Origin of the sequence: Pseudomonas sp. UYIF39 (genome assembly GCF_029963765.1) — a bacterium.
In the GTDB taxonomy this organism is placed as follows: Bacteria; Pseudomonadota; Gammaproteobacteria; order Pseudomonadales; family Pseudomonadaceae; genus Aquipseudomonas.
The window spans coordinates 74,521-100,772 of record NZ_JALBYU010000003.1; the positions used below are offsets into that span (position 1 = coordinate 74,521).

Consider the following 26,252-nt stretch of genomic DNA (forward strand, 5'->3'; position numbering starts at 1 on the left):
GGCAATGCCTGAGTGCTTTCCGTCATTTAGCGATTTCCCCTACACCAAACACTTACTTTCCCGACTTCTTTCCCCGCCAATCCCCCGCAAAGTCTCGCGCTCTGAATTGATCCGCGCGAGGGACTGCGAATGTTCATACCTGACAACCTCCTGGCCTTGAACAACACCATCGGGCTGCTGGTGGTCGCCGCCATGGACCCTGAGCAGCCTAATGTCGAAGCGCTGCTCGATGACTTTCGGCTCTGCCTGAATGACTACGACGCCTGGGCTGAAAGCTTCTGGACCGGTAGGGCACTGGATGTCGAGCAAGTGTTCAAGGTCGGCAACGAAGTCCGTCTAAGCGCGCCGAAGCATTCGACCACGCCTGTCAGTGCGACAGTCGCCGCGTGCCAGGCCAGCGGTCCGTTGACCCTGGTGCATATGTTCGAGGCTGCGCGTTTCGTGCCGATCGGCAATACGCCGGTGATGCTTGAACCTTTGCTTTCCGATGTGGCGGGTGAACAGACATTTGGCGAGCCGATCTACGACGAAATCGGCCCCAGCGGCATCCTGGAAATCCCCGGTTGCCAGCGCGGCCAGCGTTATCGCATCACCTTCTTTCCCGATGTGTCCGCGGATCACGTCAAAGCACTTTATGCCTCCTATAAGGGAATCATCGGCGAGCTGGAAGGTTGGTTGCGCAACGAGTGGACGACCGAGTTCGAACCCGTGTGGGCCGGGTTCTCCCAGGCCAGTTTCATCAAGCGCTACGGCATCCTGCAACAGGCCGATTGGCGCGGTTTCGAGAACTCGCTGAACGGTTTGTGGGATGACGTAAAACAGATTTACGCCCTGATCGCTGACCTGCAGGCCAACAGCGAAAAACTCCTTGAATACCTGACCCAATCCGAGCTTGAAACGCTGCTGAACGCTTCGGCGGAGACCATCGCCAATGTGTTGTTGATGCTGAGCGACGAGCCGTTGATGTTCATTCATCTCGCGGCGTTCACCAGTTGGCTGAGGATGCTGCCGCCGCAGTACATCGCCGAGGTCGTGGCGGAAATCCGTACGGAGATATTGATCGGTTTCCTACTCATGTGCCTCACCGGTCCTGCGGGACTGGAATTGCGTCTGAGTGAGAAGGTGCTGTCCAGGATCAAGTACCTGCAGTCCCGGCAATGGCTGGCGGCCGCCAGTTTGCGATTGGCTGAACTCACCGCCAAGTCTGACCTGACAGTCCACGCTGGCGCGCTCAAACCGCTGATGGTCAATGCCCGGAATGCACCGATCAAACCTGCGCCAGCCGTGTCGTTGCAAATCACAGCGGGGGTTGCGCCGGTTTTGTTGGTGAAGAATCCGGTGGCCATTGCTCGCGACAAGTCTGAAGCCATGACCAGAATTGGCAGGCAGGAACATCGCGACGACGCCCCGGATCAAGCGAAAAACCCCAACGGTGACAGCGCCGATTGCGGACCGTTGACCTGTACCAATGGCTGTCCGGTATCGATGGTCACCGGCGAGGAACTGCTGACGCTGACCGACGGTTCACTCGACGGGATTTTGCCGTTCGACTTCACCCGGCTCTATCGCACCAGTGCAGTGGAGATCGATTGCGGGCTCGGATTCGGCTGGAGTCATTCCCTCGCCCATCGACTGGAAATCGACGGCGACACCGTCATCTGGATCGACCACGAAAACCGTCGTACGACCTTTCCGCTACCGAATATCGAGCGCCCGACGATTCACAACAGCCTGTCGCGGGCAGCGATTTATCTAGGTGACGAACCGGAAGAGCTGATCCTCGCCCTGGCTGGCGAAAAATCGCGCTTTTTCCACTTTCGTGCAGGACGTCTGACGGCGATCAGCGATGCCTATGGCAATCGGCTGACGGTGCAGCGGGACACGTCTGACAGGATCAAGCGCCTCGATAACGGCGCAGGGCGCTCCCTTCTATTGCGCTATGAGCGCCGGCACATGGTCGCCGTCGAGTATCAGCGTTTTCATCCGGCCGACACCCTGGAAGACGCCTGGCGTACCGAGCAAACACTGGTCGCCTACCGCTACGACGCTCGTCATCGCTTGATCGAGGCGACCAATGCCGCCGGCGAAAGCGAACGCTACGACTACGACGATCAGCACGTGATTCTGCAGCGGCAACTGGCCGGTGGGGCGAGTTTCTTCTGGGAGTGGGAAAGGTCCGGCAAGGCTGCCCGATGTGTCCGCCATTGGGCGTCGTTTTCGCAGATGGACACGCGTTATGTCTGGGACGACTACGGCAGTGTGGTGGTTAATAACGCCGACGGCAGTGAAGAGGTTTACGTCCATGACGACCAGGCGCGACTGGTGCGCAAGGTCGGGCTGGACGGCGGCGAACACCTCAAGGCCTACGACGATAAAGGCCGGTTGCTTGCTGAGCAGGATCCGCTCGGCGCCGTCACTGAATACCGTTACGACGAAATCGGACGGCTTATCGCGCTGATTCCGCCGGAAGACGAACCGACGGCCTACGAGTACCGCAACGGTTTCCTGCACGCACGGTTTCGCGGCAAAGCCGTGTGGAAATATCAGCGCAACGCCCAGGGTGACATCACGGAAGCGACCGATCCTGACGGTCATGTCAGCCACTATCACTACGACGAAAAAGGGCAGCTGCTGTCGATCCGCTACCCGGACAACAGCCGGCATGTGTTTGTCTGGAACGCCTTGGGGCAATTGGTTGAGGAAACGCTGCCGGATGGTGGTGTGCGGCGGTTTTCCTACGATGCGTTGGGGCGGCAGATTACCCGTCAGGACGAACACGGCGCCGTTACCCAGTACCAATGGGATGCCGTTGGACGACTGATCCAGACCACGCTTCCTACAGGCGCCAGCCGCGCCTTCAGCTACAACGCCTACGGCAAGATCACCGCCGAACGGGATGAACTGGGTCGCATCACCCGCTACGAATACGTCGACGACCTGCACCTGGTCAGCCGCCGCCTCAATGCCGACGGCTCCCAGCTGAAGTACCGCTACGACAACGCGCAGCTGTTACTCACCGAGATCGAAAACGAATCCGGCGAAAAATATCTCCTGGACTACACGTCCAGCGGATTGATCCGACAGGAAACCGGTTTCGACGGGCAGCGCACGGCGTATGCCTACGACCTCAACGGCCAGTTGCTGGAGAAAACCGAGTTCGGTGGGGACGGTTCGCAGCTGGTGACGGGTTATCAGCGGGATTCGGCCGGGCGCTTGCTGGTCAAGACCCTGCCCGATGGCATGAAGGTTCAATACCACTACGACAGCCTCGGCCGGTTGGTCAGCGTCAACGACGGCCACGATCACCCGCTGGAGTTCGAATACGACCGGCAGGACCGACTGATCACCGAACACCAAGGCTGGGGCACGTTGCGTTATGGCTACGACGCCTGCGGTCAGCTCCGTCGCCTGCGCCTGCCGGACAACAGCAAACTCGATTACCACCACACCAAGGGCGGCGCGCTGACGGCCATCGACCTCAACGGTGCGCGGCTTACCAGTCACCAATTTGCCTTCGGTCGCGAGCAGCAACGCCAGCAGGGGCAGCTGCTCAGCGAATATGCCTACGACGATCAGGGCCGATTGAAGGCCCACGCTGTCAGTCAACAGCACCAAGCGCTGTATCGCCGCGACTATGCCTACAGCGCCAACGGCAACCTCGACTACATTGCCGACACCCGACACGGCCAACGCAGTTATCAATACGATCCACTCGACCGCCTGATCCGCGTCCGGCACTCCCGCGATCAACAACCGGAAAGTTTCGCCCACGACCCGGCGGGCAACCTGCTGATGCAGGATCGTGCCGGCCCGTCCACCGTCAAAGGCAACCGCCTGCTGATGCAAGGCGACCGCCATTACGATTACGACGCCTTCGGCAACCTGATCCGCGAACGCCGCGGCACCGAGCAAAAACTCGTCACCGAGTATCGCTACGACTGCCAACATCGGCTGATCGGCGCCACCCTGCCCAACGGCAGCCAGACGACCTACCGCTACGACGCCTTCGGCCGCCGCATCAGCAAAACCGTCGACGGCAAAACCACCGAGTTCTTCTGGCAGGGCGATCACCTCGTCGCCGAAAGCAGCCGCGAGCATTACCGCAGCTACGTCTACGAACCGGGCAGCTCTCGCCCACTGGCCATGCTCGACGGCAAAGGCCCGCACAAGGCTTGCCCGTTCTACTACCAACTCGATCACCTCGGCACACCGCAAGAACTCACCGACTACAGCGGCGACATCATCTGGGCCGCCCGATACACAGCCTATGGCCGCCTGACTCGCCTCAACCGCGACACCCATCAGGTGCTTGATCAGCCGTTGAGGTTTCAGGGGCAGTATTTCGATGCGGAGACTGGTCTGCATTACAACCGGCATCGCTACTACAATCCGGATGTTGGACGGTATTTGACGCCGGATCCGAGTAGGTTGGCGGGTGGATTAAACGGGTATCAGTACACACGGAACCCGACGGGGTGGGTTGATCCGCTGGGGTTGAGTGAGTGTCCTGGGGGGGATGGGTGTAAGAGGCCATCGTTTGGGGATGAGGATCCGACTGGGAAGACGGGGGTTGATGAGGGGGAGCCCGGCGCTCCATCCACGAAACCAATAAATCGGTATTTGTACCGCGGAGACTCCCGAGAAGACTGGGAGATTTTTGAAACGGGGTTTGAGCCCTTGGGAGACAGCATGGATCTCTACTTGCATGCCTTGGACAACCGAAGCCCACCCAGTTTTTTTGTCAGTACTTCGACCTCGGAAAAGGAGGCCATAAAGTTCGCAACGGGATACGGTTTTGATGATGGCTTCGTCTATGTAATAAAAAATATTCGCGGAATAGATGTGAATAGAAGGCTCGGCATGATTTCGCCTCACCGCAAGGAGGTTGAAATCGCGTTCCCAGGAGGAATAGACAGCCACGACATCATCGGCGTTACCCCCGTCAACGCCGATGGTAGTTATAAGGGCTACTCAACCCCTAACCCGTACAGGAAGTAATCATGAAAATAATAGAAATATCTATCAACACCCACGGAGTCACTAAAAAAGCCACTATCGAATGCGACCGGCAAAAGCGAACCTTAACTTTCATAATGGAAAACGGCTTAAGAAGAACATACACAGGCCATGATCTTTACGCATGTCTTGGACTGTTGCGGGCAGATTTTCCAGAAGTAAAATTTCTATGCAAAGGCGCCAAACTCAATGTTTATCCTTCACGTATGTCATCTCAAATGTCTGGCGGCGTAGTTGCGTATGAACTTCAGATGGGGAAACCGGCTGAAAATGAAGATGTGGTCAACATTTTTGACTACGAAGAAAACGACATCACACATGACATTCAACAACAAAGGGATTTTTACAATCACTGGGTCACTTCGTTGGCAGAATAAATTGGTTTATTCTCCGCCCCCTTAACTTGGTCGGCTAGCGCACTAGCATGGGGTGCCAGGCACAAAAAAAATAACGCTTTCCAAAAGCCCAGCAATGAGTTGGGCATGGATATCGCATTAACGACTACGCATCGACTCATATACATCTACCTAAACTCGGCCCCCCGAACGACCATCCCCGGTATTGTCTGGATCTTCCAGGTCTGCTTCCACATCAGAGCGCTTCACATCGTCGCTCGGCACTTGCTCCACACCAGCATCATCATCAGGCGGACGTTGATCGCGACTCAGGGAATCGGTCGGTGAGGGCAATGGATATTCAGGGGTATCGTCGATGTCGGCGTCTTTCGGATCAGCGTTCATAAAGCACCTCTCGTGGGGCCTGAAAAGCAGGCCCTGAAGTTTCGAGGATTGCGCAATGCATTGCGTTCGATCAGAGAGACGATCGGTCGAGTCCGTCCCACAGCAGGGTCAATCTTCGTCCTCTTCCTCGTCTTCGAACTCGATATTTCCGACGTCGCCCGCATCATCGGAATCATTGAGCGGCACCGTTGCGTCATCCATCAGGGAGCCTGGGTCTTCGTTTCCTGGATCGTTAATGAACGGAAGCCCGCTCGGGCCTTTTTCTTCCTTGCCTTCTGTTTCAGGAGTCATGGCATGCCTCACAACGTTCTAGAGTGTATGAAGTTCGAGGCGGCCCACGACCAAACGTTCCAATGTCCTACCCCCAGAAACGAAAAACCCGGCGCTTGGCCGGGTTTCTGGTGTTGTTCGATGTTGAATCAGTGATGTTTGTTCTTGTGCTTGTTTTTATGCTTATGATTGTAGCCGCTACCGGAGTGCGAACTGCCGCTGTCGCTGCCCAGGTTGTTGCCCACTGCCCCACCCGCCGCGCCGCCCAGGCCTGCGCCAATGGTCGAACCGGTAGAACCACCGAGGCTATTGCCGATCACCGAGCCACCGGCCGACCCCAAACCACCACCAATAGCCGCTTCTGTGCGACTGCCTTTTTTCGCGCCGACCGCGCTACCTGCCGCACCGCCTACACCGGCGCCAATCGCTGCACCTGTGCTGCCGCCCATTTGCTGGCCGACCACGTTACCTAGCGCACCGCCAATACCACCGCCAACTGCAGCGGTGCCGTCACCGGCGGCCATTGCACCTTGAGCGACCAAAAGTCCCAGAACCAACGTGGACAATGTCAAACGCATGATATGAACCTCTAAATTCCGTATCGGGGGTAAGAGAACGCGTTACGGATGGCGTGAGTCTACCTTTTTCATCACACCAGCGCTGATCGTTGGACAGCGGAAGAGTCAAAGAGCGTGGAGCAGAAATATAAAGATACGAAAAGCCCGGCATCAAGCCGGGCTTTTTGAGCTGATCGATCAGGATCAGTGACGCTTGTGACCTTTGGCCAGGTTGCTGCCCACGCCGCCGCCCAATGCGCCGCCCAAGCCTGCACCGATGGTGGAACCGGTCCTGCCGCCCAAGCTGTTGCCGATGATCGAACCGCCGGCCGCGCCGACACCACCACCAATGGCTGCTTTAGTGCGGCTGCCTTTGCGTGCGGCAACAGCACTGCCGGCCGCGCCCGCTACACCAGCACCAATCGCTGCACCGGTGCTGCCGCCCATGCTCTGGCCGACCACATTACCCAGCGCGCCACCCAAACCACCACCGATCGCGGCAGTGCCATCACCCGCAGCCATCGCACCTTGAGCGACCAAAAGCCCCAGAACCAAAGCAGGCAGTGTTAAACGCATGACAAGAACCTCAAAAAAAGGGGTAACGAAAGGGGCGAGATTGAATGCTTTTGAGGAGACAAAGTCCAGACACGCACGGGTACAACCTCGCAATAGGCGACGGTTGGACAGCGTTTTTAGAAAAGGTTTTATGACAGGCAAAAAAAAGCCCGCTGGGGAACGGGCCAGGTACTGCTTTCTAACGGATGAGTTGAGCCTACGTAGGTGGGTGTGAAAAGTTTGTGAAAGAAATCGCTAACAGCGGGCTGTGTATCTGTAGTCCAAATCCCGACAGCCGACCTTGTGAAAATGAAAACCCCGCTCAATGGCGGGGGCTGTCCGGTTGACGGTTACTTCCTGGAAGGCGGCATCCTCTTGGGCAAGAAATTCGCCTTTTCGGTCCGGGGCAACTTGGATTTCAATTTGGCGACCTGGACCCGGTTTTCACCAAAGCCCGGCATATACTCCGCTTGACCACACTGCACGCAATTGTTGATCGAAAACTCAGATCCGTCGTCTTCGATATACGAATCAGCCATACCTTTCCCCTCTCAAAAAAGGGTCGACACCGGCAAGCCCTATTTGCCTGAAAAATATCGACCTTCAACGCTTTTGAGACTAGTCAGTCATTACCGGACTTGTAGTTCAGATTATTGCGTCCCCGACGAACGGCCTCGTAACACATTCACCTCAACTTGACCGCCGTCCCGGTCACAAACACCACCACCATCCCACCCTTCCCGGCCGGCATGCTGATTTCATAATCAAGCCCCACCACCGCATCAGCTTGAAGTGCCCGCGCCCGTTCCTTCAACTCGTCGGTTGCCTGAATCCGCGCCTCCTTCAACGCCCGCTCCAATGTCTGAGAGCGCCCACCGAAAAAATCCCGCATCCCGGCGAACATATCTCGGATAACGTTGACGCCCTGCACCGACTCGGCACTGACGATGTCCAGATAGGCGGTGATTTGTCGGCCTTCGATGGTGTGGGTTGTGGTGGTGATCATTAAATTTCCTTCTTCATGGCCCGGGGATAATTACTCAAGGCAACCTGGACAGGTGTTGAGCCAACGCATCAAACGCCGGCAAGGTGACCGGATCGTTAGCCGAGTTACTGGCGACCGGATGGGAGGCGTAGCGAACAATCACCATCTCGGCTTTCGGGTCGACATAAATGCGTTGCCCGTGGACCCCGCGCGCCATGAAGGCTCCGCCCTCTTTGTTGGTCACCCACCACATCGAACGGTAGTTCCATCCCTTCAACAAATCGTAACCCGCCTGGGCGAATGCCTTCATGTCGCCACCGCGACGGAGGTCGTCAACCACCGCTTCGGGCACGATTTGCTGACCGTGAACTGGCCGTCATTACGCAACATCTCGCCAAACCGTGCCAGGTCAAGCAAGCCCGTGTTCAAGCCGCCGTCAGCAGACGGGGTGCCAATGGACCATCCAGCCTGGTTTTTCGGGGTCGCTGGCTATGGCATCGGGGAAAGTCTTAGTTGTAGATGCGGTGGCGAATAAGGAGACAGTACTCATCAACACGACAGTGAGGGAAATAGCCATGCGGCAGGAAGCGGCGCGAGGGTGAGACATTGTGTCGATTCCATTCGAGGGGCTTAGGGCGGTCCAACAGGTTAGAGCAGCTTGAACACAGTTGTGACAGTAGCCACCGTGCCAATCAACCCAGTCGCCAAAGCCACCGGCTACCAAAAAGTTTCACAGGTCATCTTCCCGGCCTCGGCGTTCAGCTTGCGCTGCTCAACCATCAGCTTGACGATCTCCACATGAACCCTTTCCAGTTCTGCCTGTTCCATGGTGAATTCCTGAATTACGTGCGTTCGTCCGTCCAGATAATGGGCCGCGTCATGTGCCTTGCCCGTTGAGTCATTGTGTCCCCTAAAGGCGCAAAGCGAATACCCCTCACGAAACGGCTCGTGTCAGGTGCTAAAACCTATGGAAGCACCCAACAACCTGACTTTCCAGCATTACTTCCCACATGCCTATCACCCGTCCTACATGAATTTCGGAAGCGTCTTCGCCGATGGGCTTGGGTCAATAACATTGCCATCCACAAAATCCAGACGCCAGAAACCACAAAACCCCTGACTTCTTTCGAAATCAGGGGTTTTGGTTACATCGAATTTGGCGGTGAAGGAGAGATTCGAACTCTCGATACAATTTCTTGTATACACACTTTCCAGGCGTGCTCCTTAAGCCACTCGGACACTTCACCGTATCTCGTCAAACATGTTCTGTCTGTCGAGGCGCGCTAATGTAGTCGAAAGCTTTTCTGATGGCAAACTTTTTTTGCAGAATTTTCATGCGCTTAGCGTTTTAGTCGTTCGAGCAGGTTCCAGCCCATGGCAAACCCGCCAATCTCCGGCTTCGCGCCCTCTTCTATATAGAGGGCAATGCGCGGCTGGCGTGGCGGGCGACGCTTGCCGGGCGGGGAAAGGGTGACTGGGCAGTCAGTCACGGCGCTTTACCTCGCCTACGGCGGTGGGTAACGTCTGCCCAACTTTATTGAAAGGAATAGCGTCATGAGTGAGTTGATTTCCTACCATCTCGAAGACGGTATCGCGACCCTGACCTTGAGCAATGGCAAGGTCAACGCCATCTCTCCGGACGTGATTGCTGCGTTTAACGCCGCGCTGGATCAGGCGGTGACTGATCGTGCGGTGGTGATCATTACCGGTACGCCCGGGATGCTGTCGGGCGGTTATGACTTGAAGGTGATGACCTCCGGCCCTAAAGAAGCCGTGGCGCTGGTGACTGCCGGTTCGACGCTGGCTCGTCGTCTGTTGGCGCACCCGTTCCCGGTGATCGTCGCGTGCCCTGGGCATGCGGTGGCCAAGGGTGCGTTCCTGCTGTTGTCGGTGGATTACCGCATTGGTGTCGATGGTCCGTTCAGCATTGGTCTGAACGAAGTGCAGATCGGCATGACCATGCACCACGCCGGTATCGAGCTGGCCCGTGATCGTCTGCGCAAGTCGGCATTCCATCGCTCAGTGATCAACGCTGAGATGTTTAATCCGCAAAGCGCCGTGGATGCCGGTTTCCTCGATCTGGTGGTGTCGGCCGAAGAGCTGCAAGGCGCGGCGCTGGCGGCCGCTCGTCAGTTGAAGAAGATCAACATGACCGCTCACAAGAACACCAAACTCAAAGTGCGCAAGGCGCTGCTGGAGAGGCTGGACAACGCGATCATCCAGGATCAGGATTTTTTGGTTTAAACCCAAACGTGCCGCAACGAAAAGCCCGACCGTCGTGTCGGGCTTTTTCTTACGCGCTCCGTTGAAAAGCCTACAACCGCTCTAGATCACGTCTGACCCATAAGTCGGAAACATGTGCTCAAACATCGTCCATCTCCCACCTCTATAGTGGTAATTGCCGAAAACAGTGCACATCCGTACACTGCGCCACCTTTTGTCCCGGTGGGGCCTGTAAATGCTGTTTGTGTTTCGTATGTTATTGATGGGCCTGCACTTTATTCTGGCCGGTGTACTTGGAGTGATTCTCGGCTTGTGCCGACCGTTCAATCCGGACAACAGCCGTTTGTGCGCGCGTCTTTATGCATGGCCGGCGATGTGCATTTTGCGTCTGCGGGTGAAGGCCGACGTCGGACCGCTGATGGATAAACCCGAAAGCTGCGTGATCATCGCCAACCACCAGTCCAACTACGATCTGTTTGTGTTCGGCAACGTGGTGCCCCGCCGCACCGTGTGTATTGGCAAAAAGAGTCTGAAGTGGGTGCCGCTGTTTGGTCAGTTGTTCTGGCTGGCGGGCAATGTGCTGATCGATCGCGGCAATGCGCAGAAAGCGCGCCAGTCGATGCTGACCACTACTCACACGCTGCAGAATGAAGACACTTCGATCTGGGTCTTCCCGGAAGGCACGCGCAACCTGGGCGAAGAGTTGCTGCCGTTCAAGAAAGGCGCCTTTCAAATGGCCATTGCCGCCGGGGTGCCGATTGTTCCGGTGTGTGTCAGCAGTTACGTTAAACACATGCGATTGAACCGTTGGCGCAGTGGGAAGATTCTGATCCGCTCGTTACCGGCGATTCCTACGGCTGGATTGAGCCTGGATGACATGCCGCTGCTGATTACCCAGTGCCGCGAGCAGATGCGCGAGTGCATCGCTTCGATGGATCGGCAACTACAAGCCGCGTAAAAGAAACCCGCCTTGTGCGGGTTTTCTTTTGCCTGCGAGCTTGTGCCTGCGAACTCAACAGATTTCACTGACTCTCAAGCAGCAGACAGGGCTAAGCTGGACACTGCCTGCCACTGCCATCTTTGCTAATAGAAAGCTGCCAATAAGAAGTGAATCACTATCATGGGTAGAGTTGTTGCTGCTGCGGTTTATAGCGCCGGTAAGAAAGTCACCAATATCACCCTCGACGAAGGCGCTGCCTGGGCCGCAAAGCCCGGCCACTTTGTCTGGATCGGCCTCGAAGAGCCGAACGCTCAAGAGCTGTTCAATCTGCAACGCCAGTTCAACCTGCACGAACTGGCCATTGAAGACGCCCTGGAAAAACACAGTCGACCGAAACTGGAAACTTTTGGCGACGCGCTGTTCATCGTCACGTACTCGCCGATCCGCAATGAAGGCAAACTGGAGTTTATCGAAACTCATATCTTCGCCGGCAAGGGTTACATCATTACCGCACGCAATGGTCATTCAGCGTCCTACGCCTATGTCCGACAGCGCTGTGAGGCGCGTCCGCTGTTGCTGGAGCACGGGGAAGATTTCGTACTCTATGCCATCCTCGATTTCGTGATTGAAAACTACCAGCCAATGGGCGAAGCGATCCATGCAGAGATCGATGCGCTGGAGAGCAACGTGCTGTGTGGGCACCTGAATGAACACGACATCCAGAAGCTCCACAGCCTGCGCCGCGATGTATTACGCTTGCGTCGGTATGCGGCGCCGATGGTGGAGATCGGTGAGGAATTGCAGAAACTGAGCTTTCCATTCATCGACAAGAACATGCGACCGTATTTCCGCGATGTGCAAATTCATGTCACGCGACAGATGGAAGACCTGACAACCCTGGCAGACATTGCCAGTCAGACCATCGAGGTCGGGGTATTGCTGGAGGCGTCACGCCAAAGCGTGGTGCAGCGTAAATTCGCGGCGTGGGCGGCGATTCTGGCGTTCCCGACGGCGGTGGCCGGGATCTACGGGATGAACTTCGAGAACATGCCGGAGTTGACGTGGCAATACGGGTATTTCGGGGTGGTGGGATTTATTACGGTGGGGTGTGTGGCTTTGTGGGCGAGCTTCAAGAAATCGGGGTGGTTGTAGCCATTACCGAGGTGCCTGTGACATCCGCGAGCAAGCCCGCTCCCACAATGATCTCTGCAACACCGGAGATCCACTGTGGGAGCGGGCTTGCTCGCGAAGCTTTTATCTTTTAAACCGCCCCAGCTTCAGGCTTGTGCGCCACAAACCGCATCATCCACTCCGCAACGGTAGCGCCGTGATGCTCGTGCTCAAGGCTCGCCATACCTTTCGAATAAATCTGCTCGCCCAGCGCTTCCTGACGAATATCCAACAACGCGCGCGAGTAATCGTGAATGAACTCCGGATGCCCCTGGAAGCACAGCACCTGATCGTTGATGTGGTACGCGGCAAACGGGCAGAAATCGCTGGAAGCGATGACCGTGGCGTTTTCCGGGAGCGCGGTGACCTGGTCCTGATGGCTGATCAACAAGGTCAGCTCTTCCCTCACCGGGCTCATCCACGGCGCCTTGGCGGCGAGTTTGTAGTTGTGGGTGCCGACGCCCCAGCCTTGGGTCGCGCGTTCACTCTTGCCACCCAGCAGCAGCGCCAACAGTTGATGGCCGAAGCACACGCCCAGCAGTTTGTCGCCGCGCTTGTAGCGGGTCAGCAGGTAAGTCCTGAGGGTTTCAATCCACGGGTCGGTGCCGAAGGAATCGGCCTTGCTGCCGGTGACCAGGTAGGCATCGAACGTCAGCTCATCACCGGGATATTCGCCCTGCATCACGTTGTACACGGTGAACTCGGCAGCGATGGGTTGCTGCGAAAACAGGCGCTGGAACATCTGCCCATAACCCTGATATTGATCGACCAGTTCCGGACGCAGGATGTCGGTTTCCAGAATGCAGATGCGTAACGACATAAAAAATACCTGACACTTGATGGGAATAATGCACACCCCTGAGCCTGCCTTGAAACACAGTGGCAAGGCAAGCCCCGGAATGCGTCACCCGTCCCCTAGAACGCCTCCCCTTTTGCCGCTTTCTCCAGCAATAGCGCCGGGGGTGCGAATCGCTCGCCATACTGCTCCGCCAGGTACTGGGCGCGGGCGACGAAATCTTTCACGCCGTACTGATTGATGAATTGCAGCGCGCCGCCGGTCCAGACGGCGAAGCCGATCCCGAAGATCGAGCCGACGTTGGCGTCCGCCGTCGAGGTCAACACCCCCTCCTCCACACAGCGCACGGTTTCGATGGCTTGCACGAACAGCAGTCGATCACGCACGTCCTTCGGCGAAATCTGCCCGTCAGCCTTCTCGAAACGGCTTTTCAGCTCTGGCCACAGATGCTTTTGCCCACGGGCCGGATAATCGTAGAAACCACCACCCGCAGCCTTGCCCGGACGCTTGTATTCGTTGAGCAGCAAGTCAATCACGGCGAACGCTGGGTGCTCAATCAGCAGTTTCCCTTCTGCTTGCAGGTCTTTGGCGGTTTGCTGGCGGATATGGCTCATCAAGCTGAGGGAAACTTCGTCGGAAATCGCCAGAGGTCCGATCGGCATGCCGGCCTTGCGCGCCTCGGTCTCGATCATCGGCGCACTCACGCCTTCACCCAGCATGGCGATACCTTCGTTGGTGAATGTGCCGAACACCCGCGAGGTGAAGAAACCGCGACTGTCGTTGACCACAATCGGCGTTTTCTTGATTTGCAGAACGAAATCGAACCCACGAGCGAGGGTTTCGTTGCTGGTGTGGGCGCCTTTGATGATTTCAACCAAAGGCATTTTCTCCACGGGGCTGAAGAAATGCAGGCCGAGGAACTTGCTCTGATCCGGCACGGCGGTCGCGAGGCCGCTGATTGGCAAGGTCGACGTGTTGGAAGCAATCACCGCATCCGGGCCAACGACTTTTTGCGCCGCCGAAGAGACCTTGGCTTTCAGCTCGCGATCTTCAAACACCGCTTCAATGATCAGATCACAACCGGCCAGGTCGGCGTCGCTTTCAGTGGGGTGAATTCGCGCCAGCGTTGCATCGCGCTGATCGGCGCTCAATTGGCCACGCGCAACCTTCTTGTCCAGCAGTGCCGCCGAATGAGCCTTGCCCTTCTGTGCGGCCGCAAGATTGATGTCTTTGAGCACCACGTCGATGCCGGCAGACGCGCTGACAAAGGCGATTCCGGCGCCCATCATGCCTGCGCCCAGCACACCCACGCGACGCGTCACATAAGGTGCAAAGCCCTGGGGCCGCGAGCCGCCGGCATTGATTTCGTTGAGCTGGAACCAGAATGTGCCGATCAGGTTTTTCGACACCTGGCCGGTGGTTAATTCAGTGAAGTAACGGGTTTCGATCAGGTGCGCAGTGTCGAAATCGACCTGAGCACCTTCCACCGCGGCGCAGAGAATTTTCTCTGGCGCGGGCAGGCAGCCCTGGGTTTTGCTGCGCAGGATCGACGGCGCGATGGCCAGCATTTGCGCGACGTTCGGGTTCGACGGCGTTCCACCGGGAATCTGGTAACCCTTCACGTCCCAGCGCTGCACAACCGAAGGATTGGCGATAATCCAGGCGCGAGCCTTGGCCAGCAGTTCATCACGGTCCGCCGCCAACTCATCAATCAAACCTGCCCGCAACGCTTGCTGCGGCCGGACTTTCTTGCCCTCAAGCAGGTACGGCAAGGCTTTTTCAATACCGAGCATCCGCACCATGCGCACCACCCCGCCGCCGCCCGGCAGCAGGCCGAGGGTCACTTCCGGCAAGCCGAGTTGCACCGAAGAATCGTCCAGCGCAACCCGGTGATGGCACGCCAGGCAGATTTCCCAACCGCCGCCCAACGCGGCGCCGTTGATCGCGGCGACCACCGGTTTGCCGAGGGTTTCCAGGGTGCGCAGCTGCCCTTTGAGCGTCAGCACCATGTCATAGAAGGCTTTGGCTTCAGGCTTGCCGACCTTGATCAGTTCATTGAGGTCGCCGCCGGCGAAGAAGGTTTTCTTGGCCGAGGTGATGATCACGCCGGCGAGGGTGTCTTTGTCGGCAACGAGTCTGGCGACACACGCGGCCATGGCTTCGCGGTAGTCCGCGTTCATGGTGTTGGCGCTCTGGCCCGGCATGTCGATAGTCAGGACCACGATCTGGTCCTGACCTTTTTCGTAACGGATGGCTGCGGTCATGGAAGGTTTCCTTGAAGTCGGGGCTCAGAGGCGTTCGATGATGGTGGCAATGCCCATGCCGCCGCCGACACACAGCGTCGCGAGGCCATAACGCAGGCGCCGGGTTTCCAGTTCGTCGAGCAGCGTGCCGAGGATCGCGCAGCCGGTGGCGCCCAGCGGGTGACCCATGGCGATGGAGCCGCCGTTGACGTTGACCTTGTCCGGGTCGATCGCCATGTCCTTGATGAATTTCAGCACTACCGAGGCGAAGGCTTCGTTGACCTCGAACAAGTCGATGTCTTCAACCCGCAGCCCGGCCTTGGCCAGTGCCTTGCGGGTAGCCGGCGCGGGGCCGGTGAGCATGATGGTCGGGTCGGTGCTGGTGACCGCCGTGGCGACGATTCGCGCCCGCGGTTGCAAACCCAGCGCCCGGCCCTTGGCTTCGGAACCGATCAGCATCAGCGCCGCACCATCGACGATCCCGGAACTGTTACCCGCCGTGTGCACGTGGTTGATCCGCTCAACATGGCTGTAGACCCGAAGCGCGGTGGCATCGAAGCCCATTTGCCCAATCATCTCGAAACTCGGCTTGAGCTTACCCAAGCCTTCCATGGTCGATCCGGCGCGGATGAATTCATCATGATCGAGCAGAATGATGCCGTTCTGGTCCTGCACCGGCACCAGCGATTTGTTGAACGAACCGTCAGCCCTTGCCCGCGCAGCCTTTTGCTGGGAGTGCAGCGCATAGGCATCGACGTCCTGACGGCTAAAGCCCTCGATCGTGGCGATCAGGTCAGCGCCCACGCCTTGAGGGGCGAAATGGCTGTGAAAACTGGTTTCCGGGTCCTGTGCCCAGGCGCCGCCATCGCTGCCCATCGGCACACGGGACATGGACTCGACACCGCCGACCACCACCAGGTCTTCGAAGCCGGAGCGCACCTTCATCGCGCCGAGGTTCACCGCCTCCAGCCCCGAGGCGCAGAAGCGGTTGATCTGCAAACCCGCCACGCTGACGTCCCAATCCGCCACCTGGGTCGCGGTTTTGGCGATGTTGGAACCCTGGTCGCCGATGGGCGTCACGCAGCCAAGTACCACATCGTCGACCTGGCTGGTATCGAGAGACGTGCGCTGTTGCAGCGCCGTGAGCAGCCCGGCTACCAGGTTCACCGGTTTGACGCTGTGCAAGGCGCCATTGGCCTTGCCTTTGCCGCGGGGCGTGCGTAACGCGTCGAAAATCAAAGCTTGGGTCATGACGTTCTCGAACCTGGGCAGGGGAGTAAATTCAGAGTTCCCACCTTAGGCCGAGCGGCCCTGGATTCAATGACCGCAGTGCTCACAGACGTTGACGGTCACGCTCAGACGGACGGTAGGCAAATACCGGATTAACCGATTCAGGACACCAAGCTGTCTAGCAAACGGGCGCCCAAGAAGCTGGCATTAGGCCTCATGTCCTTTTAAGAGCAATTTATGTGAAGTCCATACGAAATGGATCTAAACCAAGCGTGACGCGGGCTCTAAGGTGAACTTGTACGAAGTTGTCGTCGGGTTTTGCCGAGGCGCTCGTCAAACAGGAAGTGCAACGCTCTGCCGTCATGGAGAAATGCAGGCAGGCATCAGGAAATAACAATAAAGGCGGTCAAGCCATGTTCAAACAATCGAAAGTACGTCAAGCCGGGCTCATTCTTTTCGCCACTACGCTGTTGTTGATTTTGCCGAACCTGACCAAGGTGATCGGCTAGTCGGTCATTAAAAAATACGGCGCCAGGTTTTATATCGCCCTCTAAAAATGTGACTGGCTCGCTACCCGGGCCATCGTGGGTGTGCCAATCTTTGCGGTACTTCCACGACATGGACGGCGATCACTTGAAAACGCTCATTTTGTTCGGGGCCTTGCTGCTCAGCACGCCTCTGTCTGCCGCACAGCTGAACCTTGAGCTCGGCGCGAGCAGTCGCACCTGGCAGACCGAGGAATTGCTCAAACATCCTCAGGCTCAGACCATCACCATCAGCAACGACGTTTCCTACAAACGGGACATGAGCTATCGCGCAGTTCCGGTGGCTGCGTTGTTGACGGGCATCAAGCCTGAAGACCATTTACAGGCGGTAGCCCTGGATGGTTTTGCCGCAGAACTGTCAGCTGCGCCATTGCTCAACACCCAGGGTGCGCGTGCATGGCTGGCGATTGAAGAACCCGCCAAGCCGTGGCCACCGCTGTCGGAAGGCAAACCCGGCGCAGGGCCGTTCTATCTGGTCTGGACCGATCCGCAGGCCGGCGACATCAGCCCCGAACAATGGCCCTTTCAAGTGGCCAGCATCAAGCGCTTGGCACCGGTGGCCGAGCGCTTCCCTGCCCTGCTACCCGATCCGGCGTTGAAGGCTGACGATCCGGTGAACAAGGGCTTTGCGCTGTTTCAGAAAAATTGCCTGGCGTGCCATCGATTGAACGGCGCCGGGGATGCGCAGTTTGGGCCAGACCTGAATATTCCGTTTAACCCGACCGAGTATTTCGGCGCGGATTTCCTCAAGCGCTACATTCGTGATCCGCAGAGCTTGCGCCAGTGGCCACAGGCGAAGATGCCGGGGTTTACGGCGGCAGTGTTGCCGGATGGGGATCTGGAGAGGTTAGTGGAGTATTTGAAGCATATGGCAGGGCGAAAAGTTAAGCCCTGACACCCATTACCCTGAGGGTGATTCTATGTTGCAGGGCAACCCTGCAACATAGAATCACCCACAGGGTTTTGTGGTGTTCCGGATTATTGCTGTTGGACTGAGATAATCGGCATGGGTGTCGGCGACACAAACACCTTCGCATGCATCTGCTCGCACCCACCGCCACGCCGCATGCCACGCACCGGGCAGGCATCCAGGTAATCCAGGCCCACCGCCAGTTTCAGATGACGCTCGGGCCGCGCCAATTCATTGGTCACGTCAAAGCTGTACCAGGCGTCATCGAGCCAGGCTTCCGCCCAGGCGTGACTGGCCAGGTGTTCGCTGTTCTCGCTGTACAAATAGCCCGACACATAACGCGACGGGATGCCCAGGCTGCGGGCACAGGCGAGAAAGGCGTGGGTGTGATCCTGACAGACGCCCGAACGCCCGGAGAAGGCCTGGGCGGCGCTGGTGTCCACTTCGGTGGAGCCCGGCGTGTAGGTCATGTGCTGGTTCAGGCCATGCATCAAGTCGATCAACGCCGTGCGATCCCGGCGCTGCTTGCATTCTTTCTCGGCGAACGCACGCAGGGCTTCGTCGGCTTCGGTCAGGCGCGTGAAGCGCAGGAACGGCAGCGCCGACTGGCTCTCATGTTCCGCCTCACGCAATTCGTCGATGTCCACCTGGCCCCGGGCGCCGATGATGATCGCCTCGTGGGGCTCATCCATAGTCAGCACGTGCAGGATGTTGCCGAACGGATCGAGTTGCGCGCGCACCGGGCGCGGCAGGTCGAGCTGCCAGCTGAGTACGTGCTGGCGCTCGCTGTCGTGGGGTGTCAGTCGCAGGTACTGGATGCTCGCCCGCACCTGATCTTCGTAGTGATAGGTGGTCTCGTGGCTAATGGAAAGTCTCATGCAGCCTCCAGGTAGGAACTGTGTATGGCGTTACCCAACTGGCGCACCAGCGGGATGAACTCGGTCAGCCAGGCGTGCAGGCCTTCGTCGAGAATTTCGGTGATGCCGGTGTAGCGCAGGCGTGCGTCAATTTCCGCGGCCAGGCGTTGCGCGGGACGGCCGTTGGCCCCCGGCAATTGGGCAAGGATCTGGTCGATTTCTTCAGTGCAGGCTCGCAATGAGCGCGGAACGTCAGCTCGCAGCAACAGCAACTCAGCCACATGCCGGGCGCCGGGCGCATCGCGGTAGATCTCGGTGTAGGCCTCGAACGAGGACAACGCCCGTAGCAAAGCACTCCACTGGTAATACGCGTGAGCGGTGCCATCACTGACCGCCTCTGCCTGATCGCCGGCCATTTCGTAGCGGGCATCCAGCAGGCGCAACGTGTTGTCAGCCCGTTCGATAAACGTCCCCAGGCGAATGAAGCGGAACGCGTCGTTACGCATGATGGTGCCGTAGGACGCGCCGCGGAACAGGTGGGAACGTTCCTTGATCCACTCGCAGAATCGGCTCATGCCGTAGCGACTCAAGCCTTGATCAGCTATCCCGCGGATTTCCAACCAGGTGGCATTGATGTTTTCCCACATGTCGGCGGTGATTCGGCCACGCACCGCATGAGCACTGGCCCGCGCGGCGCCGAGGCAGCTGTAGATGCTCGCCGGGTTGGCCGCGTCCAGCGCGAAGAAATGCAGCAGCCGCTCGGCGTGCAATTCGCCGTGGCGTTCCAGGTAATCCTCCAGGGTGCCGGTGATCAACAACGGCATGGCGAGTTCATGCAGGCCGTCACCACGGCCATCCTGTGGCATCAGCGACAGCGAATAACTGATGTCGAGCATCCGTGCGAGGTTTTCCGCCCGCTCCAGGTAACGCGACATCCAATACAAATCCGAGGCAGTTCTACTTAACATGGCAGGCTTCCTTCAATCCTCGACCACCCAGGTGTCCTTGGTTCCACCGCCCTGGGATGAATTCACCACCAGGGAGCCTTCGCGCAGGGCAACACGGGTCAAACCGCCGGGCACAACCCGGGTTTCGCGGCCAGACAATACAAACGGACGCAGGTCGATGTGGCGTGGAGCGATGCCGTTTTCGACAAAGGTCGGACAGGTCGACAGGGACAACGTCGGTTGCGCGATATACGCGTGAGGCTTGGCTTTGATCCGCGCCCGGAAAGACTCGATTTCCGCGGCCGTCGCCGCCGGCCCTACCAGCATTCCGTAACCGCCGGAGCCCTGGGTTTCCTTGACCACCAGTTCCGGAAGATTGGCCAGTACGTGGGACAGTTCAGAGGGATTACGACACTGCCACGTCGGCACATTCTTCAGAATCGGCTCTTCATCCAGGTAGAAACGGATCATGTCCGTGACGAATGGATACACCGACTTGTCGTCCGCGACCCCGGTGCCGATGGCATTCGCCAGCACGACATTGCCGGAGCGGTACGACGACAGCAGCCCTGGAACGCCAAGCATCGAGTCCGGGTTGAACGCCAGAGGATCGAGGAACGCATCGTCGAGGCGACGGTAGATCACGTCGACGGCTTTCGGCCCGTCCGTGGTGCGCATGAACACCTTGTCATCCCGCACGAACAGGTCCGCGCCTTCCACCAGTTCAACGCCCATTTCCCGCGCCAGAAACGCATGTTCAAAGAACGCGCTGTTGAAACGACCCGGCGTCAGTACCACCACGCTCGGGTTATCAATCGGGCTGGAGCTTTTCAGGGTATCGAGCAACAGGTTCGGATAGTGGTCGATAGGGGCAATGCGCTGGGCCGCGAACAACTCGGGGAACAACCGCATCATCATCTTGCGGTCTTCCAGCATGTAGCTGACGCCGCTCGGTGTACGAAGATTGTCTTCAAGCACGTAGTACGTGCCGTCGCCATCGCGCACCAGATCGACCCCGGAGATGTGGGAATAGATATCGCGGTGCAAATCCAGCCCTTGCATCGCCAACTGGTACTGCTCGTTGGCCAGCACTTGCTCGGCCGGAATGATGCCGGCCTTGATAATGCGCTGCTCGTGATAGAGGTCGGCGAGGAACATGTTCAACGCCTTGACCCGCTGAATGCAGCCGCGCTCGACAACTCGCCATTCACTGGCGGGAATGCTGCGGGGGATGGTGTCGAAGGGAATCAGGCGCTCTGTCCCTTGCTCATCACCATAGAGCGTGAACGTAATCCCGGCGCGATGAAATAACAGATCGGCCTCGCGTCGCCGTTGTGCCAAAAGCTCGTCAGGCGTTTCGGCCAGCCAACGGGCAAACTCCCGATAATGCGGGCGGACCTGGCCGCCGGCATCGTACATCTCATCAAAATAGGTGCGGATCATGCCGTACTCCTTGTCACCCGGACATCTGGGCTTCGCAAAGCCCGTGCCATCGGCATAAACGCTTTGATATCAATCAGTTGGATAATCGCACTTCACGCACCGCACCAATCCTGTGCGGTAAATGCCCCCACCTGATCGCCCCCGCTTCATTGCGAAGCAATGTTGTCCCCTATCACCAGCATAGCCAGAGTTGATTTCACTGCCCGGGAGTTGCCGCGGATAATCCGCGCATTCGCTGAAAATCTTGACGAACTTCCCTTTAGCCGCCTGTTTAGGCGGCTTTTTTTTGCGTTACTGAAACGTTATGAATCAAAAACACGATCAAGCCTTTTCAAACCGCGAAAACGAAAACGGCCAACCCTGAGGTCAGCCGTTGCTGAGTGTTGTCACTGTTCATAAGTTATGCGAGTCGCCCTCGTACCTCCTGCTTGACGCCCCATCCTTCGATGATGCCACCCAAAGGCTCGACCACCGCCTCGAAATCCTGCTCAAAGTCGCCGATACCGTCATAGGTGGCGTACATCACTTTGCTCAGTTCCAGGTACCACGCGCCGTCGTCGCGCACGCTGATTTGTGCATTCAAGGATTCACCACAGTAATGCCCTGCCGCCCTGCGCGCCCGCTCCTCGTCCGGGAAAATGGCGTAGAACTCGATGGGATGGAATCGTGAAAAGTCGAAGCCGCCTTCTTTCATGCGGCGCAAGACGCTGGTGCTGATGTCTTCTTGATAGGCTGTGCTCATGAAACGTCCCCCTCAGACTGATGGATAGACTTTCCGTATTCCCGGCACTCGCAACCGAATGGGGCGAGCGATACGGCAACAACGTTGCCGGTGGGAAGCAAGCATGTAGCTGACAAGACCAGACCTTAGCGATCCGTTCGCTGATCTCGATTGCAGAGTAGCGCCAAGACAGAGCCGCTGCCAAGGCCTGGTTAGGAATGTGACAGGAGATGTTCAGATTGGCGTGATGCTGAGGATTTCAATGCTGTACTGGGTCTTCAGACTTTTGACAGTCGGATCATCGGTGCGCCCTTCCAGATCGTTGAGGTCCAGTTCGGCAGCCACAGGCAAACACCGGGCGCGAATGAGCTTCGCGGCTTGCTCGTTGTTCGGGCATTCATCGCTCTCGAACACCTCGTCAACTTGTTCACCGTGATCATCAACGAAAGTGACTTTCCACTTTTGCATCAGGTGCCTCCTCGATAAAACCCATGGATGGGCTTACATGTATCTCGACATTCTTCCCCGGCCAATCGTTCAACCGGACCTTCTATAAGTGAAGCATGAAAAAAGGGCCATCTCCGGTATGTTTTCACACAACCTGAGAGGGCCCTTTCTGGCTTGCTCGATATCAGTCGTTGCTAGGCTTGTTCACAGCCTGCAGGACGTATTGCGGTAAGGCGAACGCGCCGATGTGGATTTCCGGGTTGTAGTAGCGGGTGATGATGCCGCTGCCGGCGAAGCGCTGCTGCAGGGTTTCGCGGGACAGTTTGCGATAGGCGGTATTGGTCGCGCCCCAGGCGAAGGTCATGGCGCCGCCGATGTAGGTCGGCACGGCTGCCTGATAGAAGTGCCAGTCCGGGAACAGGCTGCGCAGGCGCCCGGCGGTGGTTTTGACTTCTTCGATTTGCATGAACGGCGTGCCGTTCTGGGTCACCAGGATGCCGCCTTCGTTCAGGCAGCGACGGCAGGCCTGGTAGAAGTTTTCCGAGAACAGCACTTCGCCCGGGCCGATCGGGTCGGTGGAGTCGGAAATGATCACGTCGAATTTTTCGGTGGTGGTGGCGACGAAACGCATGCCGTCGTCGATCACCAGGTTCAGGCGTGGATCATCGAACGCACCTTTGGAGTGGTTTGGCAGGAATTCCTTGCACATGTCGACCACGGTGCCGTCGATCTCGACCATGGTGATGTGCTCGATGCTGCGGTGCTTGGCCACTTCACGCAGCATGCCGCCGTCGCCGCCACCGATGATCAGCACGCGCTTGGCGGTGCCGTGCGCCAGGATCGGCACGTGGGTCAACATCTCGTGGTAGATGAATTCGTCGGCTTCGGTGGTCTGGATCACGCCATCAAGCGCCATGACGCGGCCCATGCGCGAGTTCTCGAAAATCACCAGGTGCTGGTGTTCGGTGTGCACTTCGTGCAGCAGTTTTTCCATGCGAAAACGCTGGCCGTAGCCTTCGTAGAGGGTTTCCAGGTACTCGCTGGTCGGGGTGTTGCTCATGGGAAGTGCTCCGATGAATGCGGGTGGCAACGGACGGTTACCCGCCCATGATGGCCAATCGATCAGCTCGATTGCCCCGGGTAAGGCGCGCATTCTACGTTGCGGAACATGACAGGTCGAACCGTCCAGCGGTCTGTCAAATCCTTACATTGCCCCGTGGCCCGGCAATGGCCCAGATGATCAGGCCCAGCACCGGCAGCAGCAGGATCAGCAGCACCCAGATGATTTTCATCCCGGTATCGGCGCCACTTTTGAGCACGTTGATGATTGCCCAGATGTCCAGGGCAAGAATAATCAGGCCAATCAGACCGTTGAACGTGGAACCCATGGTGACGCTCCCAAAGAGTGGTTTGCACTCTTAGGATAGCCGGGCCTTGCGAGGGTTCCGTTTTTTAAACGTGGACGGCAATTTTCAGGGCTTCCAGCGAGGGTGCGGCAGCGATGCCGACTTTGGCGCACAACTCGAGTACGCGCGGCACGTCGTTGCCGTAGACCAACACCACTTGCAGTTCGTCGTCGAGTAACTGACTGAAGTTCATCAGCGTGTAACCGCCGTTTTCCTTGTTCATGCTGCCCATCTGCACCTGAATGCGATTGAGCGCGGTCAGGGCTTCAGTCTTGGCCAGTTGCTTGGGTTTGATATTGAAATCAACGCCGGGTCCGAACGAGGAAACGATCTGGGCGAACAGATCCACATAGGTGTCGGCCTGGAACAGCACGGTCTCTGGCAAACTGCCGACGACGACCCACTCGCCCAGTGGAATCGGGAACGTTTCGTCGTAGTTGATATCCGGATTGGCCGTCAGAAAAGCCTCGGGATCGGCGTAGGCCTGGGCCGCGTCGTCAGCGACTTTCAGGATTTCGTCATCGCTCATGCACCCGGAGCTGATTTTGCTGATGAGTTCGACGAGTGCGGCTTTCATGGGGCGGAATCCTGTAGCGAGGGAATTTTGAAGGCGCGAAGGATAGCGCATTACGCCCCGCAATTCCTGCGCGCGAGCCTGGCCGGGATTGTTGACCCACATCAAGATCCAGCCCCCTGAGTAGCGGCACAATACTGGCACCTTGCCAAAACTGTTTCCGCTATCAGAGAAGACCTCCATGGGTGCCTGGCTTAGCAACATCTCGCTGAAATACAAATTCTGGGCGGTCAACGCCGTCGCCTTCATCACGACCTTGCTGCTGGTGTCGTACGCCGTGCAGCTCGAACAACAGGCCCGCAGCCATGCTTATCAGGCATCGGCACAAGCCCAGGCGCGACTGCTCAACGCCTGGCCCGCCGGGCAACCGCTCCCCAAAGCCGATAACGTGCTGACTTTCAGTCGCGGGCAGGCACCGTTGCTGAACGGGCAACCGGTACTGGAACTGGCCGATACCAACGGCTGGGTCGGGATCAATGCGATGCCGCTGTTCGGCGACAACCCATTGATGGGCGCCGAAGTGTTTACGCGCACCGATGGTAACCAGGTCGCGGTGATTGCCTATGGCCCGAGCCTGACCCAGGTATTTGGCGAGCGCTTTCCCAACTACGCCTTGGCGGTGGCGATCCTGATGCTGGCGATGCTCGGCGCTTCGCAGTTGTTGATCCGCTTCCTGCTCAGCCAGCTCAATACGTTGAAGGACGTGATGCTCCACGTCGAGAAAACCGGTGACCTGTCGGCCCGCGTGCCGCTGGCCTGCACTGACGAAGTCGGGCAGATGGCCAATGCCTTCAACGCCATGCAGGCCGGTTACCAGCGAGTGGTCAACACCGTCGCCAGCACCGCCCGGCAACTGGATGTCGGCGCGGCGCGGCTGGCGTCGAGCATGAACGAGGTGCGTCACGGCATGCTCGGCCAGCAAAGCGAAACCGATCAGGCCGCCACGGCGATCAACGAAATGACCGCCACGGTCTATCACATTGCCCAGCACGCCGGCGCCACCCGCGACCTCTCGCAAACCGCCGACACCTTGGCCGGCAGCGGGCAGGAAGTGGTCAGTCGGGTGCAGAAGTCGATTGCCGGCCTGTCCAGCGGGGTGCAACAGACTGCCGAGATGATTCAGCGTCTGGCCGAGGACAGTCAGAAGATCAACGGCGTGGTCAGTGTGATTCACAGCATCGCCGAGCAGACCAATCTGCTGGCGCTGAACGCAGCGATTGAAGCGGCCCGTGCCGGTGAAATGGGTCGCGGTTTTGCGGTGGTCGCTGATGAAGTGCGCAACCTGGCCAAACGTGTGCAGACCTCCACTGACGAGATCACGATCATGGTTTCTGCATTACAGGCCGGGACTCGGGACGCGGTGGATTTCATGCAGGAAAGCTCGTTCAAGGCCGACGATTGCGTGCAGCAGGCTCAGGAGGCCGGCGCAGCGTTGGCGGAAATCACCAGCGCCGTGGCACAGATGCGCGAAAGCAATACGCAGATCGCGGTGGCGGCCGAGCAGCAGAGCCACGTGGCCGAAGAGATGAATCGGGCAGTGGTGAGCATTCGGGATGTGACCGAGAACACCGTGCAGCAGACCGTGGAGTCGGCGACGACCAGCAATGAGCTGGCGGCATTGGCGGGGGAATTGAGCAAGGCTATCGGGCAACTGAAGCTGTAAGGGCCTGTTCAACA

At 58.1% G+C, this 26,252-nt stretch carries 25 protein-coding genes, 1 tRNA gene and 2 pseudogenes; 7 read left to right on the forward strand and 21 right to left on the reverse strand.

The genetic code is table 11. The features are described 5' to 3' along the window. The first annotated feature begins 129 nt into the window (after positions 1-129). Entirely contained in the window at positions 130-4,998 is a 4,869-nt protein-coding gene (locus MO767_RS05180; protein ID WP_282479665.1) for an RHS repeat-associated core domain-containing protein, read from the forward strand. 2 nt (positions 4,999-5,000) lie between these two features. Further along, positions 5,001-5,393, forward strand: a complete 393-nt coding sequence (locus MO767_RS05185; protein WP_282479666.1) for a hypothetical protein — start codon at positions 5,001-5,003, stop codon at positions 5,391-5,393. Between the two features lie 150 nt (positions 5,394-5,543). Here the strand turns inward: MO767_RS05185 and MO767_RS05190 are convergent, their stop codons facing one another. The 10 genes and pseudogenes from MO767_RS05190 to MO767_RS05235 form a co-directional block, all read right to left on the reverse strand. Further along, positions 5,544-5,756 (reverse strand): hypothetical protein, encoded by a 213-nt coding sequence (locus tag MO767_RS05190; protein WP_282479667.1) that lies wholly within the window; start codon positions 5,754-5,756, stop codon positions 5,544-5,546. Between the two features lie 108 nt (positions 5,757-5,864). Then, on the reverse strand, positions 5,865-6,047 hold the full coding sequence (locus MO767_RS05195; protein ID WP_282479668.1) for a hypothetical protein: 183 nt from the start codon (positions 6,045-6,047) through the stop codon (positions 5,865-5,867). Between the two features lie 128 nt (positions 6,048-6,175). Next, positions 6,176-6,604, reverse strand: coding sequence for a glycine zipper domain-containing protein (locus MO767_RS05200; protein ID WP_282479669.1), 429 nt, complete (start codon positions 6,602-6,604; stop codon positions 6,176-6,178). A gap of 183 nt (positions 6,605-6,787) precedes the next feature. Next, on the reverse strand, positions 6,788-7,159 hold the full coding sequence (locus MO767_RS05205; protein WP_033055724.1) for a hypothetical protein: 372 nt from the start codon (positions 7,157-7,159) through the stop codon (positions 6,788-6,790). Between the two features lie 329 nt (positions 7,160-7,488). Continuing rightward, positions 7,489-7,677, reverse strand: a complete 189-nt coding sequence (locus tag MO767_RS05210; RefSeq protein ID WP_129442596.1) for a hypothetical protein — start codon at positions 7,675-7,677, stop codon at positions 7,489-7,491. 146 nt (positions 7,678-7,823) lie between these two features. Beyond that, entirely contained in the window at positions 7,824-8,144 is a 321-nt protein-coding gene (locus MO767_RS05215) for a YbjQ family protein (RefSeq protein WP_095130296.1), read from the reverse strand. Positions 8,145-8,178: 34 nt separating this feature from the next. After that, a pseudogene (locus MO767_RS05220) lies at positions 8,179-8,590 on the reverse strand (6-aminohexanoate hydrolase); the annotation flags it as partial. Between the two features lie 181 nt (positions 8,591-8,771). Continuing rightward, positions 8,772-8,951 (reverse strand): annotated as a pseudogene (locus tag MO767_RS05225) (hypothetical protein). A gap of 329 nt (positions 8,952-9,280) precedes the next feature. After that, positions 9,281-9,370 (reverse strand) — tRNA-Ser (locus MO767_RS05230). A gap of 93 nt (positions 9,371-9,463) precedes the next feature. After that, on the reverse strand, positions 9,464-9,613 hold the full coding sequence (locus tag MO767_RS05235) for a hypothetical protein (protein WP_282479670.1): 150 nt from the start codon (positions 9,611-9,613) through the stop codon (positions 9,464-9,466). 64 nt (positions 9,614-9,677) lie between these two features. Here MO767_RS05235 and MO767_RS05240 point away from each other — a divergent pair, with 64 nt between their 5' ends. From MO767_RS05240 to MO767_RS05250, 3 genes are all read left to right on the forward strand, one after another. After that, complete coding sequence (locus tag MO767_RS05240) at positions 9,678-10,367, forward strand: crotonase/enoyl-CoA hydratase family protein (RefSeq protein ID WP_282479671.1); 690 nt, start codon at positions 9,678-9,680, stop codon at positions 10,365-10,367. 214 nt (positions 10,368-10,581) lie between these two features. Further along, the gene (locus tag MO767_RS05245) at positions 10,582-11,304 is read left to right on the forward strand and encodes a 1-acylglycerol-3-phosphate O-acyltransferase (protein WP_282479672.1); all 723 of its coding nucleotides are present in this window, start codon (positions 10,582-10,584) and stop codon (positions 11,302-11,304) included. 162 nt (positions 11,305-11,466) lie between these two features. Then, a complete protein-coding gene (locus tag MO767_RS05250) occupies positions 11,467-12,438 on the forward strand; it encodes a magnesium and cobalt transport protein CorA (protein ID WP_282479673.1) in 972 nt (323 codons plus the stop codon). A 109-nt stretch (positions 12,439-12,547) separates the two neighbouring features. Here MO767_RS05250 and MO767_RS05255 read toward each other — a convergent pair whose 3' ends face one another. From MO767_RS05255 to MO767_RS05265, 3 genes are all read right to left on the reverse strand, one after another. Next, positions 12,548-13,276 (reverse strand): amidotransferase, encoded by a 729-nt coding sequence (locus tag MO767_RS05255; protein ID WP_282479674.1) that lies wholly within the window; start codon positions 13,274-13,276, stop codon positions 12,548-12,550. A gap of 95 nt (positions 13,277-13,371) precedes the next feature. Then, a complete protein-coding gene (locus MO767_RS05260) occupies positions 13,372-15,516 on the reverse strand; it encodes a 3-hydroxyacyl-CoA dehydrogenase NAD-binding domain-containing protein (protein WP_282479675.1) in 2,145 nt (714 codons plus the stop codon). A gap of 24 nt (positions 15,517-15,540) precedes the next feature. Beyond that, on the reverse strand, positions 15,541-16,746 hold the full coding sequence (locus MO767_RS05265) for an acetyl-CoA C-acetyltransferase (RefSeq protein ID WP_282479676.1): 1,206 nt from the start codon (positions 16,744-16,746) through the stop codon (positions 15,541-15,543). A 597-nt stretch (positions 16,747-17,343) separates the two neighbouring features. Between MO767_RS05265 and MO767_RS05270 the strand changes: the two genes are divergently transcribed. Continuing rightward, positions 17,344-18,165, forward strand: a complete 822-nt coding sequence (locus tag MO767_RS05270) for a cytochrome c (RefSeq protein WP_282479677.1) — start codon at positions 17,344-17,346, stop codon at positions 18,163-18,165. 83 nt (positions 18,166-18,248) lie between these two features. Here the strand turns inward: MO767_RS05270 and MO767_RS05275 are convergent, their stop codons facing one another. The 8 genes from MO767_RS05275 to MO767_RS05310 all read right to left on the reverse strand — a co-directional run bounded on the left by MO767_RS05275 (position 18,249) and on the right by MO767_RS05310 (position 24,578). Beyond that, on the reverse strand, positions 18,249-19,058 hold the full coding sequence (locus tag MO767_RS05275; RefSeq protein ID WP_282479678.1) for a transglutaminase family protein: 810 nt from the start codon (positions 19,056-19,058) through the stop codon (positions 18,249-18,251). Then, the gene (locus MO767_RS05280) at positions 19,055-20,005 is read right to left on the reverse strand and encodes an alpha-E domain-containing protein (RefSeq protein ID WP_282479679.1); all 951 of its coding nucleotides are present in this window, start codon (positions 20,003-20,005) and stop codon (positions 19,055-19,057) included. Before MO767_RS05280 ends, MO767_RS05275 begins: the two co-directional genes overlap by 4 nt. A 12-nt stretch (positions 20,006-20,017) precedes the next feature. Further along, a complete protein-coding gene (locus tag MO767_RS05285; protein WP_074874854.1) occupies positions 20,018-21,427 on the reverse strand; it encodes a circularly permuted type 2 ATP-grasp protein in 1,410 nt (469 codons plus the stop codon). 400 nt (positions 21,428-21,827) lie between these two features. Further along, positions 21,828-22,169, reverse strand: coding sequence for a ribonuclease E inhibitor RraB (locus MO767_RS05290; RefSeq protein ID WP_008148805.1), 342 nt, complete (start codon positions 22,167-22,169; stop codon positions 21,828-21,830). A 213-nt stretch (positions 22,170-22,382) separates the two neighbouring features. Then, positions 22,383-22,616: a hypothetical protein gene (locus tag MO767_RS05295; protein WP_129442539.1), complete on the reverse strand. Its 234-nt coding sequence runs from the start codon at positions 22,614-22,616 to the stop codon at positions 22,383-22,385. 163 nt (positions 22,617-22,779) lie between these two features. After that, positions 22,780-23,655, reverse strand: coding sequence for a polyamine aminopropyltransferase (gene speE / locus MO767_RS05300; protein ID WP_282479680.1), 876 nt, complete (start codon positions 23,653-23,655; stop codon positions 22,780-22,782). Positions 23,656-23,791: 136 nt separating this feature from the next. Continuing rightward, complete coding sequence (locus MO767_RS05305) at positions 23,792-23,983, reverse strand: PLDc N-terminal domain-containing protein (RefSeq protein WP_008148797.1); 192 nt, start codon at positions 23,981-23,983, stop codon at positions 23,792-23,794. Positions 23,984-24,047: 64 nt separating this feature from the next. Then, positions 24,048-24,578 (reverse strand): hypothetical protein, encoded by a 531-nt coding sequence (locus MO767_RS05310; RefSeq protein ID WP_282479681.1) that lies wholly within the window; start codon positions 24,576-24,578, stop codon positions 24,048-24,050. A 178-nt stretch (positions 24,579-24,756) separates the two neighbouring features. Here MO767_RS05310 and MO767_RS05315 point away from each other — a divergent pair, with 178 nt between their 5' ends. Beyond that, positions 24,757-26,238 carry a methyl-accepting chemotaxis protein gene (locus MO767_RS05315; protein ID WP_282479682.1) on the forward strand — a complete coding sequence of 494 codons (1,482 nt, stop codon included), beginning with the start codon at positions 24,757-24,759 and terminating at the stop codon, positions 26,236-26,238. Positions 26,239-26,252: the final 14 nt, after the last annotated feature.

Excerpts from the sequence above, each read along its gene's own strand:
- MO767_RS05180 (WP_282479665.1), top strand. The coding sequence starts at position 130 with ATGTTCATACCTGACAACCTCCTGGCCTTGAACAACACCATCGGGCTG.
- MO767_RS05185 (WP_282479666.1), top strand. The coding sequence starts at position 5,001 with ATGAAAATAATAGAAATATCTATCAACACCCACGGAGTCACTAAAAAA.
- MO767_RS05190 (WP_282479667.1), bottom strand. The coding sequence starts at position 5,756 with ATGAACGCTGATCCGAAAGACGCCGACATCGACGATACCCCTGAATAT.
- MO767_RS05195 (WP_282479668.1), bottom strand. The coding sequence starts at position 6,047 with ATGACTCCTGAAACAGAAGGCAAGGAAGAAAAAGGCCCGAGCGGGCTT.
- MO767_RS05200 (WP_282479669.1), bottom strand. The coding sequence starts at position 6,604 with ATGCGTTTGACATTGTCCACGTTGGTTCTGGGACTTTTGGTCGCTCAA.
- MO767_RS05205 (WP_033055724.1), bottom strand. The coding sequence starts at position 7,159 with ATGCGTTTAACACTGCCTGCTTTGGTTCTGGGGCTTTTGGTCGCTCAA.
- MO767_RS05210 (WP_129442596.1), bottom strand. The coding sequence starts at position 7,677 with ATGGCTGATTCGTATATCGAAGACGACGGATCTGAGTTTTCGATCAAC.
- MO767_RS05215 (WP_095130296.1), bottom strand. The coding sequence starts at position 8,144 with ATGATCACCACCACAACCCACACCATCGAAGGCCGACAAATCACCGCC.
- MO767_RS05240 (WP_282479671.1), top strand. The coding sequence starts at position 9,678 with ATGAGTGAGTTGATTTCCTACCATCTCGAAGACGGTATCGCGACCCTG.
- MO767_RS05245 (WP_282479672.1), top strand. The coding sequence starts at position 10,582 with ATGCTGTTTGTGTTTCGTATGTTATTGATGGGCCTGCACTTTATTCTG.
- MO767_RS05250 (WP_282479673.1), top strand. The coding sequence starts at position 11,467 with ATGGGTAGAGTTGTTGCTGCTGCGGTTTATAGCGCCGGTAAGAAAGTC.
- MO767_RS05255 (WP_282479674.1), bottom strand. The coding sequence starts at position 13,276 with ATGTCGTTACGCATCTGCATTCTGGAAACCGACATCCTGCGTCCGGAA.
- MO767_RS05260 (WP_282479675.1), bottom strand. The coding sequence starts at position 15,516 with ATGACCGCAGCCATCCGTTACGAAAAAGGTCAGGACCAGATCGTGGTC.
- MO767_RS05265 (WP_282479676.1), bottom strand. The coding sequence starts at position 16,746 with ATGACCCAAGCTTTGATTTTCGACGCGTTACGCACGCCCCGCGGCAAA.
- MO767_RS05270 (WP_282479677.1), top strand. The coding sequence starts at position 17,344 with ATGGACGGCGATCACTTGAAAACGCTCATTTTGTTCGGGGCCTTGCTG.
- MO767_RS05275 (WP_282479678.1), bottom strand. The coding sequence starts at position 19,058 with ATGAGACTTTCCATTAGCCACGAGACCACCTATCACTACGAAGATCAG.
- MO767_RS05280 (WP_282479679.1), bottom strand. The coding sequence starts at position 20,005 with ATGTTAAGTAGAACTGCCTCGGATTTGTATTGGATGTCGCGTTACCTG.
- MO767_RS05285 (WP_074874854.1), bottom strand. The coding sequence starts at position 21,427 with ATGATCCGCACCTATTTTGATGAGATGTACGATGCCGGCGGCCAGGTC.
- MO767_RS05290 (WP_008148805.1), bottom strand. The coding sequence starts at position 22,169 with ATGAGCACAGCCTATCAAGAAGACATCAGCACCAGCGTCTTGCGCCGC.
- MO767_RS05295 (WP_129442539.1), bottom strand. The coding sequence starts at position 22,616 with ATGCAAAAGTGGAAAGTCACTTTCGTTGATGATCACGGTGAACAAGTT.
- speE (WP_282479680.1), bottom strand. The coding sequence starts at position 23,655 with ATGAGCAACACCCCGACCAGCGAGTACCTGGAAACCCTCTACGAAGGC.
- MO767_RS05305 (WP_008148797.1), bottom strand. The coding sequence starts at position 23,983 with ATGGGTTCCACGTTCAACGGTCTGATTGGCCTGATTATTCTTGCCCTG.
- MO767_RS05310 (WP_282479681.1), bottom strand. The coding sequence starts at position 24,578 with ATGAAAGCCGCACTCGTCGAACTCATCAGCAAAATCAGCTCCGGGTGC.
- MO767_RS05315 (WP_282479682.1), top strand. The coding sequence starts at position 24,757 with ATGGGTGCCTGGCTTAGCAACATCTCGCTGAAATACAAATTCTGGGCG.